Genomic DNA, 17,995 nt, shown 5'->3' with positions numbered 1-17,995 from the left:
AGTCGATGACGGCAGATTTACAGTCTGCTCCCTTTGGCCGCTTGGGTATCCCACCAGATTTTGAATTGCTGTAATCGTTCTCAGCGGGCGGCATCATATCAAATGACGCGCCCCTGTAAAGTATTAATTATAAAAAAAGATCTAAATGCTGTTTTTTTATTCTTTATGTTTGTAAAAACAACAAATTAACACAGTTACGGTTATCGATGAGTGTTTTATGAAAAACGATTATATTTAAATATCACTTTCTATAAAGTGACTTGTTGATATCCTCATGACAGATAAAAGCCATGCTATTAATTGTCATGTGACTTTATAAAAGCATGGCTTTAAAAACAACGAACTTATAAAAGAACGAACTTATAAAATAATGGTCCGGTTGCCATACACAAATACACGCTGAGATAATACCCAAGATAGGGCATGGCTGAGTACGTTTTTCTCAACATCACGCCCTGCACGCATCATATCATCGGCAGAAAACGTATGATCAATGTTAATCACGTTTTGAGTGATGATTGGGCCTTCGTCAAGGCTATCATTTACAAAATGTGCCGTTGCACCAATAATTTTCACACCGCGCTCATAGGCTTGATGGTATGGGCGAGCACCAATAAAGGCAGGTAAGAATGAATGGTGAATATTGATAATTTGATTTGGATAATGTTGTACAAACTCAGGAGTTAATACGCGCATATATTTTGCTAATACAACATAATCAGGCTGATATTGATCAATTTGAGCCGTCATTTTTTCGTCGTGCTGTTCACGCGTTAAGCCTTCATGGCTAATATGATGGAAAGGAATACCAAATTGCTCGACTAAATTTTTTAACGTTTCATGGTTGCCGATAACCGCTGCAATTTCTACGTCTAAGCCATCGTAAGCACTTTTCATCAGTAAATCGCCAAGACAGTGCGCTTCTTTCGTCACCATAACGACAATGCGGCGACGCCCAGATGAATTCAATTCACGTATTGAACCCTTAGGTAGAGCATCGTCAAGATCTGCTAGAAGGGTTTCATCATTAAAGATCCCCTCAAGTTCAGTTCTCATGAAAAAGCGGCCGGTCAGATGATCGACAAATTCATTATTCTGAACGATATTAAGTTGGTGCTTATAGCAAATATTGGTAATTTTGGCGATAAGTCCTTTCGCGTCAGGGCAAATCGTCCTGAGAATTTTTTTTTGTACATTTTTGTGTTGCATGAAGCTGTCTAATCCTTAACTAGCAAAAGTCTAACTATTTAATGGGTAAACAAAAATAGTAGACCAATGGCAAACTGTGCACTTAACGAATTTTGATAAAACATATCACTAACTATGGCAGCACTTTTTAAATTTTTTACCTGAACCGCAAGGACACGGATCATTGCGGCTTACTTTCGGTGTAGTGCCATCTATGTAATACCAACGCGTATTAGTGCGAAGAAAACGGGAACGTTCATGAATAAGTTGTTTATCATCAGCTTTTTCATCAATAAAGCAAGCCGAAAATTCGACATATGCCTCATCTGAATTTTTAGCATAAGAAGAACTAATAACATGAAGGCCTAACCATTGGGTCGATTCAAAGCTCTTAATTATCTCTTCGCGAAAATTTTGAGCCTTAGAATCAGGATGCCAAGTGTTAATGAGGTAGTCTGCATTTTTGCAAACATAAGCGCTATATCTTGAGCGCATTAATTGCTCAGGTGTCTCAGGTATCGCATTACCGAGCAAGAAAGGTTCACAACAGTGGCTAAACTCTTGTTGATTCCCACAAGGGCAAATATTTTCAAGTAATAGATTCATTTTTTCTCGATAAAAATAAGTATACGGTGCAAAAATCACTATACTTTAAAAATGGGTAGATAATGATTTTGTTGGATGAATAATAGTATTGTTAATTAAACCAGGTTTGAGTAGTTGTAGGTGGGTGAATGATGATAAATAAAAAAATACTCATAATTGAAGATGAAAAGGTTTTTCGAAGCATTTTAGGGGATTACCTTAAAAATATAGGCACGCAGGTTTATACTGCCGACAATGGTGAAATGGCCATAGAGCTACTGACTGCCCATAATATCGCCCCTGATATTATTTTATGTGACTTAAATATGCCTATCATGAATGGTGAGGCGTTTATGATAGAGCTCGTGAATAGGGAAATAAATATCCCGGTTATTGTTATTTCTGCAACTACGGATTTCACTCAACTGGATAGAATGTTTCGTCTGGGAGCGAAAGATGCATTGCTTAAACCAATAAAAAATCTAGATGAGGTTAAGAAAACTATCCATCGCGCATTGTATCCTGAACAATACAATACCGCGTTTTTGGCTGAGGGGGAATTGCAAAATATATCGAGCTTATTAGAAAATGATGAGTACGATATAATGCCAGTATTAAGGCAGTTACAGCCACCAGTGAGCCAGATTATAAATAATTATAGGATTAATTATCGACAATTGAATGAAGCGAATCGATTTGGTTTATTACTCGATTTAGCTGCGTTGTCAGATAGTCAAATCGGCTTTTATTGTATAGATACGGAACGATCCCCTCATGAGGGGGTTATGGCTGCGTTTTTGATCCGCGTGGTGTTTAATGACTTATTAAAGAGTGCTGTGAGCCATCCAGATAAAAAATTGCCAAAAATTGATAAGATAATTAATCAAATAAATTATTTACTTGAAGACTCTGGATTTAATGGACAATTTCCACTTTTATTGGGTTACTTTAATACGAAGAACAAATCTATCATATTGGCTAGTGCAGGCCTTGAAGCTGAAGTGACAACAGAAAAAGGGAATTTTAACTTAGCACGAAGTATTCCTTTAGGAACTTTGACTTTTTATCAATCAAATCAGCTCGACATTAAGGGGTCTGAGTGGCAATGTTTAATTCGTAATAATAGTCAAAAAATTAAACTGATGTTTAGCCCACAAACTTAAACCAAGCTTAACATTATTATTCAAATATCATTAAAAACAGCTAATCAGACTCATCGCTATTTATTCAAAGTTGATTCCTGATATACTTCCGCGCACTGAAAATGCACAGCTATATATTTCTGAAATATTAGGCGCAGGTGCTTAGGAAATTTCTGGAGCTTCGATAAATGATAAAACGTAAAGTGCGTAAGGCGGTAATCCCTGTTGCTGGATTAGGTACTCGCATGCTTCCTGCAACTAAGGCTATTCCAAAGGAAATGTTGCCAATTGTTGACAAACCACTTATTCAATATGTTGTTAATGAGTGTATTGCAGCAGGCATCAATGAAATAGTATTAGTGACACATTCATCAAAAAACTCGATTGAAAATCATTTTGATACTAGTTTTGAACTTGAAGCGATTTTAGAGGCTCGTGTTAAACGTCAACTACTTGATGAAGTGCAATCTATTTGCCCAAGGCATGTGACAATTATGCAAACTCGTCAAGGTATTGCTAAAGGATTAGGTCACGCTATTTTATGTGCTAAGCCATTAGTGGGTGATGAGCCATTCGTTGTTATTTTACCTGATGTTATTTTAGACCGTTATAGTACTGACCTAACTAAATTCAATCTTAGAGAAATGTTAGATCATTATGAAGAGTCTGGTGCTAGCCAAATACTCGTTGAGCCTGTACCTGAGGACGAGGTTTCTAATTATGGTATTGTTGACTGTAATGGTGAAATATTGCAGCCTGGAGATAGTAAGCCAATCGTCCGTATGGTGGAAAAACCTCGTAAAGATGAAGCACCCTCTAATTTATCTATTGTTGGCCGTTATGTTTTATCTGAAAAGATTTGGGATGCTTTATCTAAAACAACACCTGGCGCTGGTGATGAAATACAATTAACGGATGCTATTACATTAATGATGGCAAACAATGAGCCTGTTGAAGCATACCACTTATGTGGTAAGAGTCATGACTGTGGTAATAAATTAGGTTACATGAAAGCATTTGTCGAATATGGCATACAACATGATACGCTAGGAAAAGATTTTACTCAGTGGGTGAAAGAATTAGCAGATAAATTGAATACATCCGCTACATTGAAATAATATATCTACTCTTTATATTATTAAAGGCCAACACGAAAGTGAAGGCCTTTTTTTGTACATCTAGAATAAGTAAATGAACTCATTTTTATGAGGCAATTAACATTGTTTATTTAGCATAGGTGGGTTATTTTTTTTTGAAAAATCGGACTAAATTCATAAACTCGTTATCTAAAAATATATTTTTAAGTGTGATTGAAATTACATATCTTTACTTTAATCGAGCGACTTATTTTATAAGCCTGTTTTTTAGAGTAACTCAATGGAGTCAGTGAAAACCTAAATATGATGATTAATATAGAGTTATTCTAGATTTATAAGTATGAATGAGTAATTTTAAGAAGGGCTAATATAAATTGTTATATTAGGATTTAAACAAAAACACCCTTTATAAAAAGGGTGTTTAGAATAGATTTTTAGGCTAATTAGATTAAGAAATCATCTAAAGATTTACCTTGTTCTTCAATGGCAACTTTGATTACAGCTGGAGTACGGCCTTGGCCTGTCCAAGTTTTGCTTTCGCCATTTTCATCGATATATTTGTATTTAGCTGGACGTGCAGCACGTTTAGCTCTGGTACTTGTAGTTTTAGTTGAATCCATAGTTTGCAGAAGGTCATTTAAATCTACGCCTTGCTCTAGGATCATTTCACGTACTTTTTCTAATTTACGGTTACGCTCTTCTAATTCAGCGCGAACTTGGCTTTCTTCATCACGACGTTCTTCAACAACGACAGTTAATTTCTCTAGCATTTCTTCTAAAGATTCTAAAGTTACTTCGCGAGCTTGAGCACGAAGAGTACGGATGTTATTTAACGCTTTTAAAGATTCGCTCATTTTCCTGGTCTCAAATTATTTGTTGGTATGTGTATGCTAATAATAGAATGCTATTTTAAATTCTGCAATAGCTAATTTACTTTAGTAGTTTAAAAGTTATCTTTAAAGAATGCAATTTTTTTACAAAAGAAATATAAAGTTTCCGTTGGTTTATATATACAACTATTATCAATAACAGAACTATTGAAAAAAAGGTAATTAGACGAAAGTATCTAAGAACATATTTCTCTTAGTTCTGTAAAAATCATAACGATACATTATGAATTTAGTGAATAAAGTAAGAAGAATTAACTTAAATTTTCTTTTTATGATGAGCTTACTTAGCTATATGTGCCTTAATTTAAACCGCTTATAGTTAATATCAAATTGATTTTATTGCCTATAAGATACACATTTTTAAAAAAGAGATGTTATGTTTACATAAAAATAGTTAAATTTTCAATAAGTAGGGCACTCTGTTATCCTTGTTGTTAATTTAATAGTGCTTTTTATGATAAAATTATTAGGCATATTATTCTTAAGGAAACAGCTTGATGGCTCAGCTATATTTTTATTATTCAGCGATGAACGCTGGAAAATCGACTTCATTACTACAATCATCGTATAACTATAACGAATGCGGGATGCGTACGGTTATTTTTACTGCTGAGATAGACAATCGATTTGATAAAGGGAAAGTATCATCACGTATAGGACTATCAGCTGAAGCATTGTTATATACACCGATAACCAATATGGCTGATGTTATCAATAATGAAAATAGTATTCAAAAAGTACATTGTGTGCTTATTGATGAATGTCAATTTCTCACAAAAAAACAAGTAGAAGAATTATGTCATATAGTCGATAACACGGATATTCCTGTTTTATGTTATGGATTACGGACAGATTTTTCAGGATTATTATTTGAGGGTAGTCAATATTTGTTAGCTTGGGCCGATAAATTAGTTGAGCTTAAAACGGTTTGTTATTGTGGGCGTAAAGCAAATAAAGTATTAAGAATTGGTAGTGATGGTATTGCTATGTATGAAGGCGCACAGGTCGATATAGGCGGAAATGAAAAGTATATATCGGTATGTCGCAAACACTACTCAGAAGCCATTGAGCAGGCCAAATTAATGAATAGTGGAGTAATACCTAAAAAGCCAATTCATTTTAGTTAAGAGCAGGGCAAGCCTAAACTAGCTTAATAGATGAATTGATGCTTACTTCTCTCTTTAAGTGTATTTAAGTGATAAACACTGCATTAATATAGAAGCTAAACAGAATAGACTATTTGTTGTATATCTAAATATGATAAATGTTTAAAACTACTCAAAAGAAAAGGCACTGTAAATAATATGCAGTGCCTTTTTTTATTAACTATTAACTATTTTTTAGTGCTTTTCTTTTCTGCTTTTGGTGCTTCAGTAGGGGCTACAATTTCTTCTGAAAATTCACGGCCATAGAATGAGTCTAATAAGATCTGTTTAATTTCCGAGATTAACGGGTAGCGTGGGTTTGCACCTGTACATTGGTCATCGAATGCATCTTCCGATAGCTTGTCTATTTTCGCTAAGAAATCAGCTTCAGTAACACCAGCTTCACGTATAGATTTAGGAATACCTAAATCTGCTTTAATTTCGTCTAACCATGCTAATAGTCTTTGTATTTTAGCCGCAGTACGGTCACCTGATTTACTTAATCCCAGATGATCGGCAATTTCAGCATATTGACGATGAGCGTGAGGACGGTCGTATTGGCTAAATGCAGTTTGTTTTGTTGGGTTTTCATTTGCATTGAAACGAATTACATTACAAATCAACAATGCGTTTGCCAAACCATGTGGAATATGGAACTCAGAACCAAGTTTGTGAGCCATTGAGTGGCATACGCCTAAGAATGCGTTAGCAAATGCAATACCAGCAAGGGTTGCTGCATTATGTACGCGCTCTCTTGCTACAGGGTTCTTAGCACCTTCATGATAACTTGCTGGCAAGTATTGTTTTAATAAACTTAAAGCTTGAAGCGCTTGCCCATCAGTAAATTCACTTGCTAAAACAGAAACATAAGCTTCTAGTGCGTGAGTGACGGCATCAAGACCACCGAAAGCGGTCAATGACTTAGGCATATCCATGACTAAATTAGCATCCACAATGGCCATGTTTGGTGTTAATGCGTAATCAGCAAGTGGATATTTTTGGCCTGTTTTGTCATCTGTCACTACGGCAAATGGTGTCACTTCAGAACCTGTACCTGATGTCGTTGTGATTGCAACTAGTTTTGCTTTTACACCCATTTTAGGGAAACGGTGAATACGTTTACGGATATCCATAAAGCGTAATGCCAATTCTTCAAAATGAGTTTCTGGATGCTCGTACATTACCCACATAATTTTCGCTGCATCCATTGGTGAACCACCACCTAATGCAATAATCACATCGGGTTGGAATGCATTCATCTGCGCTGCACCTTTACGGACAACAGACAAAGTAGGGTCAGCTTCAACTTCGAAAAACACATCTGTTTCGATATGATGTTTTTTCAGAACGTTAACGACTTCATCCACATAGCCATTATTAAACAAGTAGCTATCCGTTACGATGAGTACGCGTTTTGCACCGTCAGTCGCAATTTCTTCAAGAGCAATAGGTAAACAACCACGGCGGAAGTAAATTGAGTTAGGAAGTTTATGCCATAACATGTTTTCAGCTCTTTTCGCCACAGTTTTTGTGTTAATTAGGTGTTTTGGTCCAACGTTTTCTGAGATGGAGTTACCCCCCCAAGAACCGCAACCTAGCGTTAGAGATGGTGCTAATTTAAAGTTGTACAGATCACCAATGCCACCTTGGGATGCAGGGGTATTGATTAAGATACGAGCGGTTTTCATTTTGTCGCCAAAATAATTAACGCGAGCATGTTGATTGTCTTGATCTGTATAAAGGCATGAAGTGTGGCCTATACCGCCCATTTCTACCAATTGTTCAGCTTTTTCAACAGCATCTTCAAAATTCTTACCGCGATACATAGCTAAAAGAGGCGATAATTTTTCGTGAGCGAAAGGTTCTGAATCATCAATGACTTTAACTTCACCAATTAGGATTTTAGTGGTCACTGGAACGGTGATACCAGCCATTTCTGCAATTTTATAGGCAGGCTGACCAACGATAGCTGCATTTAAGTTACCATTTTTTAAGATGATATCTTGAATGGCTTTAAGTTCTTTACCTTGGAGTAGGTAGCCGCCATGTTTAGAAAAACGTTCACGGACTTGGTTATAAATTTCATCAACAACAACGACAGATTGCTCTGAGGCACAAATAACGCCATTATCAAATGTTTTAGACATTAAAATAGAGGCAACTGCGCGCTTAATATCTGCTGTTTCATCGATAACGACTGGTGTATTACCTGCACCAACACCAATTGCAGGTTTTCCTGAGCTGTAAGCCGCTTTAACCATTCCTGGACCACCTGTCGCTAAGATCAGGTTAATGTCAGTGTGGTGCATTAATGCATTTGAAAGTTCAACCGTCGGTGCATCTATCCAACCAATAATATCTTTTGGTGCCCCAGCTTCAATTGCTGCTTTTAAGACGATTTCAGCTGCACGATTAGTTGCATTTTTAGCACGTGGATGTGGTGAGAAAATAATGGCATTACGCGTTTTTAAGCTAATCAGTGATTTAAAGATAGCAGTAGAGGTTGGGTTTGTTGTTGGGACAATACCACAGATGATTCCAATAGGTTCAGCAATAGTAATAGTGCCAAATGTTGGATCTTCAGAGAGCACGCCACAGGTTTTCTCATCTTTGTATGCGTTATAGATATACTCTGAAGCGAAGTGGTTTTTAATCACTTTATCTTCAACAATACCCATTCCTGATTCTTCGACTGCGAGCTTCGCTAATGGGATACGCGCATCTGCGGCAGCAAGTGCAGCAGCGCGAAAAATTCTATCCACTTTTTCTTGAGAAAAGCCTGCGAATTCACGTTGAGCTTTTTTGACACGAGCAACGAGTTCATTGAGTTCGGTAACGTTAGTTACGGACATATAGATTACTCCTGATAAATGTTAAATTTTTAAGCCAATGAGCAATGCATCTATAAATACTGTAGTAATAAGACTAGCCGGAAAGAAAAGTATAGATAGTTTTATTAATATTTCAGCTCGTTACTGCTAATTGGCTTAAAAATCTGTTTAAAATTGAATGAAATGATCTGTTATCTGCAAGGTAGTATCTCTATCAGTTAATAACAGGTTAGCAAATTAGTAATTAAATAAAGTGATCTTAATCACAAAAAATGCAAGCTGACACCTTTCAGCATGAATATTTCGGCTTAAGTTAAATTGATGATGAATATTTATTAATAAATTTACCTTTATGGTCGGATAGAAGGTGAATTTCAAAACTTTTTACAATTTTTAAGTTACAAAAATAAGTCACCATTAAAAGGAAGATAAAAAGTAACATAATCAAATTAAAGGAAATCATGGTTTATTCAAGGAATTTAATTGTATCAATGATAAGATTAGCAATAGGTGAAATCTCTCGAATGAGAATCTTGTAAGGATATGAATGGGTGAGCGCAGCATTACTGGATTTATCGGGCTATATTAAGTTTTTTATTGGTCTATTTGCGTTAGTAAACCCAGTAGGAATTCTACCGGTGTTTATTAGTATGACTAACTATCAAGGTATTGCGGGAAGGAATAAAACAAATACGGTCGCTAATTCTTCAGTAGCGATTATTCTTTGTATTTCTTTATTAGTGGGTGACTCAATACTTGCACTCTTTGGTATTTCGATAGATTCGTTTCGTATTGCGGGTGGAATACTCATTGTAACGATCGCGATGTCGATGATCAGCGGAAAAATAGGTGAAGATAAACAAAATAAACAAGAAAAAACAGAAACCGCCGTTCGCGACAGTATCGGAGTGGTACCTTTGGCATTACCACTTATGGCAGGACCTGGTGCAATCAGTTCTTGTATTGTCTGGTCTTCTCGATGGAATGGATGGCAGAATTTTATCGGTTTAGCGATTACGAGTATATTTTTTGCTTTTTGTTGTTGGTTATTGTTTCGTTCAGCATCTTTACTTGTTCGTTATCTTGGGCAAACAGGTATTAACGTTGTGACTCGTATTATGGGTTTACTGCTTATGTCATTAGGTATTGAATTCATTGTCACTGGTGTGAAAGCGATATTTCCTGGTTTACTCTAATTTTTATATTCTTCTATTCAAAATAGCCGGCTAAACCTAGGCGGCTATCCAACCTCTAATCTCATTTACTTTTAAAAAATCAAAGTATTACCATTAAAGTGAGCCACTCTTATTATTATTGATATTGTAAGAGGATATTTTAACTGCTTATTTAATAGGCACTTAAAGGTGATTTTGGTAATAAATATTTTTTGTCATTATATGCCGCATTTTTTGCCAAATCAGGCATAAAAAATGTGGAATTGTGAGCTAAGTAAAATTATTCACTATTCTAATTGGTGTTTGTTAATGATATGTTTATATTCACTTTAATGATTATTAAGAAATTATATAAAGAGCCTATCTAACTTATTGTAATTTAATTATATTTATAAAATTAATGGTTGAGGGAAATTTAAGAATAACTTAAAATTTTATTATATGTTAAATTAGTGTTAATAAATTGATTGTTGAAAGGTAGATATTACTAGCGATATTTTTAGTTGAAAGACTCGTTTTATCAGTTAACTATCTAATAGATAAGATACTATTAACAACTTCAGGGGGATGTAGTGACAAAATCGATAACATATTTGAGCATACTTCCTTTTTTGTTTTTAGCGTTAGAGGCTAAGGCAAATGAACTTACTAAAAATGTATCACCGCAAATAATTACTATTAATAATGGCTCTGAAGTCGTATCCCTTGACCCGCATAAGGTTGAAGGTGTTCCTGAAAGTAATATCATTTTGAACTTATTAGAAGGATTGGTTTATACGGATATCGACGGAAAGTTAACACCTGGAGTCGCTAAAAATTGGGAGAATGATAAATATACGCGTTGGATTTTTACATTAAGAGAAGATGCACGCTGGAGTGATGGGACTCAGGTTATCGCTGAAGATTTTGTTTACAGTTGGCGACGTTTAGCTGATCCAAAGACAGGTTCTCCTTATTCAAGTTATTTACAAAATGCCTATATTGAAAATGCTGCTGAAATATTAAAAGGAGATATGCCAGTTGAATCTCTCGGTGTTAAAGCGTTAGATAATCATCATTTAGAAGTTACATTAAGTCGTCCTGTTCCATATTTTGTGGACATGTTAGGACATACTGCGATGAAACCCGTTAACATGAAAATCATTGAACAGTATGGTGACAAGTGGACCCAACCTCAAAATTTTGTCGGAAATGGCGCTTATTTATTAGATCAATGGATTGTTAATGAACGTATTGTTGTTAAACGCAATCCGCAATATTGGAATAATAAAAATAGTCGAATTAACCAAGCTACCTTTTTATCAATCTCCTCTGAAGTTAGTGATATTAATCGTTACCGTAGTGGTGAAATTGATATTACAAACTCGGCCATTCCTCCCGCACTATTTCAAAAAATGCAGGTAGAAAGACCAAATGAATTATATGTACGCCCATACTTGTGTACTTTCTATTATGAGATTAACAATCAAAAAGCACCATTTAATGACTCAAGGGTGAGGGAAGCAATTAAATTAGGCTTAGACAGAGAAACCATTACAAATAAAATTATTGCGCAAGGACAAACTGTTGCTTACGGTTTTACACCTACTTTTATTAATAATGGTGATTTCGCATTACCTAGTTGGGTTAAATTAAGCCCAGAACAACGATATCAAAAAGCCAAGCTATTGCTAGCCGAAGCCGGATATAATGAAAAAAATCCGCTTAAGTTCTCTCTTTTATATAACACGTCCGATCAAAATAAACAGCAAGCTATTGTTGCAGCTTCTATGTGGAAAAAAAATATTGGAGCGCAAGTTATATTACAAAATCAGGAGTGGAAAACATCATTACAAAGTCGGCATGAAGGAAATTATGATGTTGCTCGAGCAACTTGGTGTGCGGATTATAATGAGCCTACCTCTTTTTTGAATATGATGTTATCGCAAAATAGTAATAATACGGCGTTTTATAAGAACAAAGGCTTTGATGCACTACTCGAAAAGGCCTTAATCGCGCCAACCCCCCTCGAACGTAATCAAATTTATCAACAAGCTGAAGCGCTATTAGATGCCGATTCTGCGATTGTCCCCGTTTATTACCGCGTTAGTGCTCGAATGATAAATCCGACAGTTGGTGGATTTAAAGGTGAAGACCCTCTTGATTATATGGATATTAAGCGGTTATATATAAGAGAAGATGATAAATAATATTTAAATAACTACAAAAAGTGCTTACAAACATGAGTAAGTAAATACATCAACAACACAATCATAATAATAGTAAGGGAGTAGCTGATACGATGAGTAAATTAATCAATAAAACTCTTGTTGCATTAAGTGTTACTGCTGGACTCATGGCGGGTAGTGTTGCAAGTAGTTTTGCAGCAACAATCCCTGCTGGTGTCGAATTGGCAGAAAAACAACTTTTAGTACGCAATAATGGCTCAGAACCTCAATCACTTGATCCTCATAAAATTGAAGGTGTTCCTGAATCGGCATTAGCAAGAGATCTGCTAGAAGGTATTACAATTGTTGGCCCAAATGGTGAAATCTTACCTGGCTCAGCAACGAGTTGGGAAAATAAAGATTTTACTGAGTGGACATTTAAAATTCGTGAAGATGCAAAATGGTCAAACGGTGACCCAGTTACTGCGCAGGATTTTGTATACAGTTGGCAACGTTTAGCTGATCCAGATACCGCATCACCATATGCAAGCTATTTACAGTACGCCCATTTTCTCAATGTCGATGATGTTATTACTGGTAAGAAAAAACCATCAGAATTAGGCGTCAAAGCGCTTGATGACCATACTTTGGTTATTACGTTAAGTGAGGCAGTGCCTTATATTCCTAAATTGTTAATTCACTCATCCATGTCACCCGTTAATAAAAAAACGATTGAAAAATACGGTGCCAAATGGACCCAACCACAAAATTTTGTCGGAAATGGTGCGTATAAATTAAAAGATTGGACCGTTAATGAACGTATTGTTTTAGAGCGTAGCCCAACTTATTGGGATAATGCGAATACGGTGATAGATCAGGTTACTTTCCTGCCGATCTCTTCTGAAGTTACAGATGTTAACCGCTATCGTAGTGGTGAAATTGATATGACTTATAGCAATTTGCCAATAGAACAATTCAAAAGCTTAAAAGAAAATATGCCGAATGAATTACGTGTAAGTCCATATTTGTGTACTTATTACTATGAAATTAATAATGAAAAACCGCCGTTTAATAATCCGAAAGTGAGAGAGGCGCTGAAGCTTTCAATGGATAGAGATGTGATCACTTATAAAGTGAAGGCGCAAGGTGATATTCCTGCATATGGATTTACTCCTCCCTTTATTTATGGGATGAATGCAGAAAAACCGGAGTGGTATACTAATATGACTCAGGAACAACGTAATGAAAAAGCGAAGCAATTACTGGAAGAGGCTGGGTATAATAAATCGAATCCACTGAAGTTTAATTTGTTATATAACACGTCTGACTTACATAAACGAATTGCTATTGCCGCAGCGTCAATGTGGAAGAAAAATATCGGCGCAGAAGTAAAACTTGAAAATCAGGAATGGAAAACATTCTTAGATAGTCGTCATCAAGGAACTTATGATATTTCCCGAGCAGGTTGGTGTGCAGATTATAACGAACCTTCTTCTTTCTTAAATATGTTACTTTCCTATAGTAGTAATAATACCGTTCACTATAAAAATACTGACTTTGACGCTGTAATGAAAAAAACATTACAAGTTAAGACTGATGAAGAACGTGCCGAATTATATAAACAAGCTGAGAAATTGCTTGATAAAGACTCCGGAATTGTCCCTCTTTACTATTATGTAAATACTCGCTTAGTTAAACCTTATGTGGGTGGCTATAGTGGTAAAGACCCATTAGATAACCTACATACTAAAGATCTCTATATTATCAAGCACTAGTCATATTAGTCTGGCTCTAATGATGGGCCAGACTTCATTTGACCATTACAGCCTAATAGGCAATAGAAGTAGGAAAGGGCAATGTTTAAATTTATTTTGCGTCGTTTACTTGAAGCAATTCCGACACTTTTGATTCTTATCACCATTTCATTTTTTATGATGCGACTTGCACCTGGAAGTCCTTTTACGGGGGAGAGAAAATTGCCGCCGGAAGTGATGGCAAATATTGAAGCCAAATATCATCTTAATGATCCGATGTATAAGCAATATTTTAATTATCTTGTTCAGCTTTCTAAAGGCGACTTTGGTCCCTCGTTTAAATATAAAGATTACAGTGTTAATGAATTAGTGGCTAAGGCATTTCCGGTATCAGCCAAATTAGGCGCGACTGCTTTTATTGTTGCGGTTTTTTTTGGTGTAACTGCGGGGGTGATTGCTGCACTTAATCAAAATACTAAGTGGGATTTTACAGTCATGGGCTTTGCCATGACGGGGGTTGTCATCCCAAGCTTCGTTGTGGCTCCACTGTTGGTACTTATTTTTGCCATTCACTTAAAATGGCTACCAGGTGGAGGTTGGGATGGTGGTAACGCCACACACATGATTTTACCGATGGTTGCACTTTCGTTAGCATATATTGCGAGTATTTCTCGTATCACTCGTGGTTCTATGATTGAAATTATGCATTCTAATTTCATTCGCACTGCCCGCGCCAAAGGTTTACCGTTAAGAACCATTATTTTACGTCACGCATTAAAGCCTGCATTACTCCCGGTATTGTCATATATGGGGCCTGCATTTGTTGGCATTATTACTGGTTCAATGGTTGTTGAAACTATATTTGGTTTACCGGGGATTGGGCAATTATTTGTTAATGGCGCGTTAAACCGAGATTATTCATTGGTACTGAGTTTGACAATATTAGTGGGTATATTAACGATTGCCTTTAATGCCATCGTTGATGTGTTATATGCCGTTATTGACCCTAAAATTCGTTATTAGACCGGAGACCCACTATGTTATTAAATAAAAAAAATAGTGAAGCTCTGGAGCAATTTACAGAGCAGCTTGATATTGAAGGGCGTAGTCTTTGGCAGGATGCCCGTCGGCGTTTTATTCATAATCGTGCCGCCATTTTTAGTTTATGCATTTTATTTTTAATTACGTTGTTTGTTATTTTTGCCCCGATGTTATCGCCATTTCTTTATGATGATACGGATTGGGAAATGATGTCTATGCCGCCAGATGCGGCAACAGGACATTATTTCGGGACCGATGCATCTGGACGTGATTTACTTGTTCGAGTCGCTATTGGTGGAAGAATTTCATTGATGGTTGGTGTCGCAGCCGCACTCGTGGCTGTTATAGTCGGTACTTTATATGGCTCATTGGCGGGTTATGTCGGCGGCAAAATTGACTCATTGATGATGCGTATTCTTGAAATTCTAAATTCATTTCCTTTTATGTTTTTTGTCATTTTATTAGTCACTTTATTTGGTACCAACATTTTACTGATATTTGTTGCCATCGGTATGGTGTCTTGGCTTGATATGGCACGTATTGTGCGTGGGCAAACATTAAGTCTTAAACGTAAAGAATTTATCGAAGCTGCATTAGTGAGTGGTGTAAGTACTCGACATATTATTTTACGTCATATCGTACCTAATGTGCTCGGGGTGGTTGTGGTGTATGCATCATTATTAGTGCCAAGTATGATTTTGTTTGAATCATTCTTAAGCTTTTTAGGTTTAGGAACTCAAGAGCCGTTAAGTAGTTGGGGGGCATTACTCAGCGATGGTGCTAATTCAATGGAAGTCACACCTTGGTTGCTGCTTATACCTGCGGGATTCTTAGTGATTACATTATTTTGTTTCAATTTTATCGGCGATGGCTTACGTGATGCCCTCGACCCGAAAGATCGTTAAAGGGGATATATATGACAATAATGACATCTAAAAGCCCTCTTTTAACTGTAAAAGATCTCAATGTGACATTTTCTACACAAGATGGTGATGTGACAGCGGTTAATAAACTTAATTTTGAATTAAGTGCAGGAGAGACCCTTGGAATTGTTGGGGAATCGGGCTCAGGTAAATCACAAACGGCATTTGCATTAATGGGATTACTCGCCAAAAATGGCCACATTGGGGGTTCTGCTATTTTTAATGGGCGAGAGATCCTTAATTTAAAGGAAAAAGAACTTAATAAAATGCGAGCTGAAGAAATATCGATGATATTTCAAGATCCAATGACATCATTAAATCCTTATCTAAAAATAGGTATCCAACTTTCTGAAGTTTTAATGCTTCATAAAGGAATGAGTCGTCATGAGGCATTTGAAGAATCTATTCGTATGCTTGATGCAGTGAAAATGCCAGAAGCGCGTAAACGTATGCATATGTATCCCCATGAATTTTCAGGTGGAATGCGTCAACGAGTTATGATTGCAATGGCATTATTATGTCAACCTAAGCTATTGATTGCAGATGAACCCACAACCGCATTAGATGTTACTGTGCAAGCACAAATTATGACGCTCTTAAATGAGCTAAAAAGTGAATTTGATACAGCTATTATTTTGATAACACATGACTTAGGCGTTGTGGCAGGTGTATGTGACAAAGTATTGGTTATGTACGCAGGGCGTACCATGGAGTATGGTACTGCGCGCGATATTTTTTATGCGCCATCACACCCTTATTCTTTAGGTTTGCTTGCTGCGGTACCGCGTCTTGATGGTGATGACGAAAGTCTGGCAACTATTCCAGGCAATCCACCGAATCTATTAAGATTGCCTAAAGGGTGTCCATTTTCTCCTCGTTGCCAGTTTGCTAGCGCTCAATGTGTTGAAAATGAACCTCTGCTAACAGGATTCTCACAAAATCGCCTACGTGCCTGCTTTCAGCCTGTGGAGGAATTAGCATGACACAGCAATCTACTAATCAAGAACAAGACAGGCAAAAACAAGACAGGCAAGTCTTATTGGAAGTTAACGATCTTAAAGTTCACTTTTCGATTCGAGATAAAAAACAATGGTTTTGGCAGCCAGATAAAAGTCTTAAAGCAGTTGATGGCGTTACTTTGCGTCTTTATGAAGGTGAAACTTTAGGTGTTGTCGGTGAGTCAGGGTGCGGTAAATCAACTTTTGCACGAGCCCTCATTGGCTTAGTTAAAGCGACCGATGGTACGGTGAGTTGGTTAGGCAAAGATTTACTTGGAATGAGCAATAAAGAATGGCGTAATGTGCGTAGTGATATCCAAATGATTTTTCAAGATCCATTGGCATCACTGAATCCACGTATGACCATTGGCGATATTATTGCAGAACCACTCAAAACTTATCATCCAGAAATGTCACATACTCAGATTCTTGAAAAAGTAAAAGCGATGATGTTGAAGGTCGGCTTATTACCTAATCTGATTAACCGTTATCCGCATGAGTTTTCTGGCGGGCAATGCCAGAGAATTGGGATTGCCCGTGCGTTGATTCTTGAACCTAAATTGGTTATTTGTGATGAGCCAGTATCAGCACTCGACGTTTCCATTCAAGCACAAGTCGTCAATTTGTTGCAGGAACTACAGCGCGAAATGAAGCTTTCACTGATTTTTATCGCCCATGATTTAGCGGTAGTGAAACATATATCAGATCGCGTATTAGTGATGTATTTAGGTCATGCCGTCGAATTAGGTACTTATGACGAGGTGTATAATCATCCATTACATCCTTATACTCGAGCGCTGATGTCTGCTGTTCCTGTCCCCGATCCTGACAAAGAAAAAAATAAAGTGATTGAATTACTCGATGGGGAACTCCCATCACCGATTAACCCACCATCTGGTTGTGTATTTAGAACGCGCTGCCCGCTGGCGGATGAGGAATGTAGTAAAACAAGACCATTATTGGAAGGTAGTTTTAAACATGCAGTATCATGCTTAAAAATTGATCCACTTTAATCATAGTGGTTTAAAATTAGCGTTAAAAAAATAAAAAGGGCCAATCGGCCCTTTTTATTGCATGAC

At 36.7% G+C, this 17,995-nt stretch carries 14 protein-coding genes; 10 read left to right on the top strand and 4 right to left on the bottom strand.

Annotated elements, in window-relative coordinates:
- Window positions 1-360: 360 nt before the first annotated feature.
- Window positions 361-1,209 carry a formyltetrahydrofolate deformylase gene (purU, locus tag ACTH6U_RS03090; RefSeq protein WP_294106024.1) on the bottom strand — a complete coding sequence of 283 codons (849 nt, stop codon included), beginning with the start codon at window positions 1,207-1,209 and terminating at the stop codon, window positions 361-363.
- 108 nt (window positions 1,210-1,317) lie between these two features.
- Window positions 1,318-1,794, bottom strand: coding sequence for a YchJ family protein (locus tag ACTH6U_RS03085; RefSeq protein WP_434719024.1), 477 nt, complete (start codon window positions 1,792-1,794; stop codon window positions 1,318-1,320).
- A 131-nt stretch (window positions 1,795-1,925) separates the two neighbouring features.
- On the opposite strand from ACTH6U_RS03085, the gene rssB reads away from it, so the two are divergent.
- Window positions 1,926-2,936 (top strand): two-component system response regulator RssB, encoded by a 1,011-nt coding sequence (rssB, locus tag ACTH6U_RS03080; protein WP_294106193.1) that lies wholly within the window; start codon window positions 1,926-1,928, stop codon window positions 2,934-2,936.
- Between the two features lie 167 nt (window positions 2,937-3,103).
- A complete protein-coding gene (gene galU, locus ACTH6U_RS03075; protein WP_294106029.1) occupies window positions 3,104-4,033 on the top strand; it encodes a UTP--glucose-1-phosphate uridylyltransferase GalU in 930 nt (309 codons plus the stop codon).
- Window positions 4,034-4,455: 422 nt separating this feature from the next.
- On the opposite strand, the gene hns is transcribed toward galU, so the two are convergent.
- Window positions 4,456-4,866: a histone-like nucleoid-structuring protein H-NS gene (hns, locus tag ACTH6U_RS03070; protein ID WP_294106034.1), complete on the bottom strand. Its 411-nt coding sequence runs from the start codon at window positions 4,864-4,866 to the stop codon at window positions 4,456-4,458.
- 533 nt (window positions 4,867-5,399) lie between these two features.
- Here hns and ACTH6U_RS03065 point away from each other — a divergent pair.
- Window positions 5,400-6,029 carry a thymidine kinase gene (locus ACTH6U_RS03065; RefSeq protein WP_441831565.1) on the top strand — a complete coding sequence of 210 codons (630 nt, stop codon included), beginning with the start codon at window positions 5,400-5,402 and terminating at the stop codon, window positions 6,027-6,029.
- A 206-nt stretch (window positions 6,030-6,235) separates the two neighbouring features.
- On the opposite strand, the gene adhE is transcribed toward ACTH6U_RS03065, so the two are convergent.
- Window positions 6,236-8,899, bottom strand: coding sequence for a bifunctional acetaldehyde-CoA/alcohol dehydrogenase (gene adhE / locus ACTH6U_RS03060; RefSeq protein WP_441831564.1), 2,664 nt, complete (start codon window positions 8,897-8,899; stop codon window positions 6,236-6,238).
- 530 nt (window positions 8,900-9,429) lie between these two features.
- On the opposite strand from adhE, the gene ACTH6U_RS03055 reads away from it, so the two are divergent.
- From ACTH6U_RS03055 to oppF, 7 genes are all read left to right on the top strand, one after another.
- Entirely contained in the window at window positions 9,430-10,074 is a 645-nt protein-coding gene (locus tag ACTH6U_RS03055) for a YchE family NAAT transporter (protein ID WP_294349866.1), read from the top strand.
- Between the two features lie 590 nt (window positions 10,075-10,664).
- Window positions 10,665-12,242, top strand: coding sequence for an ABC transporter substrate-binding protein (locus ACTH6U_RS03050; RefSeq protein ID WP_441831571.1), 1,578 nt, complete (start codon window positions 10,665-10,667; stop codon window positions 12,240-12,242).
- A 92-nt stretch (window positions 12,243-12,334) separates the two neighbouring features.
- On the top strand, window positions 12,335-13,975 hold the full coding sequence (oppA, locus tag ACTH6U_RS03045) for an oligopeptide ABC transporter substrate-binding protein OppA (protein ID WP_294106047.1): 1,641 nt from the start codon (window positions 12,335-12,337) through the stop codon (window positions 13,973-13,975).
- A gap of 81 nt (window positions 13,976-14,056) precedes the next feature.
- Window positions 14,057-14,977 carry an oligopeptide ABC transporter permease OppB gene (oppB, locus tag ACTH6U_RS03040; protein WP_294106050.1) on the top strand — a complete coding sequence of 307 codons (921 nt, stop codon included), beginning with the start codon at window positions 14,057-14,059 and terminating at the stop codon, window positions 14,975-14,977.
- 14 nt (window positions 14,978-14,991) lie between these two features.
- Window positions 14,992-15,900, top strand: a complete 909-nt coding sequence (oppC, locus tag ACTH6U_RS03035; protein WP_294106052.1) for an oligopeptide ABC transporter permease OppC — start codon at window positions 14,992-14,994, stop codon at window positions 15,898-15,900.
- An 11-nt stretch (window positions 15,901-15,911) separates the two neighbouring features.
- Complete coding sequence (locus ACTH6U_RS03030; RefSeq protein ID WP_336429991.1) at window positions 15,912-16,901, top strand: ABC transporter ATP-binding protein; 990 nt, start codon at window positions 15,912-15,914, stop codon at window positions 16,899-16,901.
- Complete coding sequence (gene oppF / locus ACTH6U_RS03025) at window positions 16,898-17,929, top strand: murein tripeptide/oligopeptide ABC transporter ATP binding protein OppF (protein WP_434719023.1); 1,032 nt, start codon at window positions 16,898-16,900, stop codon at window positions 17,927-17,929. Before ACTH6U_RS03030 ends, oppF begins: the two co-directional genes overlap by 4 nt.
- The last annotated feature ends 66 nt before the right edge of the window (window positions 17,930-17,995 follow it).

This window comes from Providencia sp., assembly GCF_052096715.1.
Classification (GTDB): Bacteria; Pseudomonadota; Gammaproteobacteria; order Enterobacterales; family Enterobacteriaceae; genus Providencia.
Note: the sequence above shows the minus strand (reverse complement) of the source record. Positions and strands in the feature narration are given on the sequence as shown.

What these genes read in the sequence shown, in the direction of transcription:
- purU (WP_294106024.1), bottom strand. Translation starts at nt 1,209, where the DNA reads ATGCAACACAAAAATGTACAAAAAAAAATTCTCAGGACGATTTGCCCT.
- ACTH6U_RS03085 (WP_434719024.1), bottom strand. Translation starts at nt 1,794, where the DNA reads ATGAATCTATTACTTGAAAATATTTGCCCTTGTGGGAATCAACAAGAG.
- rssB (WP_294106193.1), top strand. Translation starts at nt 1,926, where the DNA reads ATGATAAATAAAAAAATACTCATAATTGAAGATGAAAAGGTTTTTCGA.
- galU (WP_294106029.1), top strand. Translation starts at nt 3,104, where the DNA reads ATGATAAAACGTAAAGTGCGTAAGGCGGTAATCCCTGTTGCTGGATTA.
- hns (WP_294106034.1), bottom strand. Translation starts at nt 4,866, where the DNA reads ATGAGCGAATCTTTAAAAGCGTTAAATAACATCCGTACTCTTCGTGCT.
- ACTH6U_RS03065 (WP_441831565.1), top strand. Translation starts at nt 5,400, where the DNA reads ATGGCTCAGCTATATTTTTATTATTCAGCGATGAACGCTGGAAAATCG.
- adhE (WP_441831564.1), bottom strand. Translation starts at nt 8,899, where the DNA reads ATGTCCGTAACTAACGTTACCGAACTCAATGAACTCGTTGCTCGTGTC.
- oppA (WP_294106047.1), top strand. Translation starts at nt 12,335, where the DNA reads ATGAGTAAATTAATCAATAAAACTCTTGTTGCATTAAGTGTTACTGCT.
- oppB (WP_294106050.1), top strand. Translation starts at nt 14,057, where the DNA reads ATGTTTAAATTTATTTTGCGTCGTTTACTTGAAGCAATTCCGACACTT.
- oppC (WP_294106052.1), top strand. Translation starts at nt 14,992, where the DNA reads ATGTTATTAAATAAAAAAAATAGTGAAGCTCTGGAGCAATTTACAGAG.
- ACTH6U_RS03030 (WP_336429991.1), top strand. Translation starts at nt 15,912, where the DNA reads ATGACAATAATGACATCTAAAAGCCCTCTTTTAACTGTAAAAGATCTC.
- oppF (WP_434719023.1), top strand. Translation starts at nt 16,898, where the DNA reads ATGACACAGCAATCTACTAATCAAGAACAAGACAGGCAAAAACAAGAC.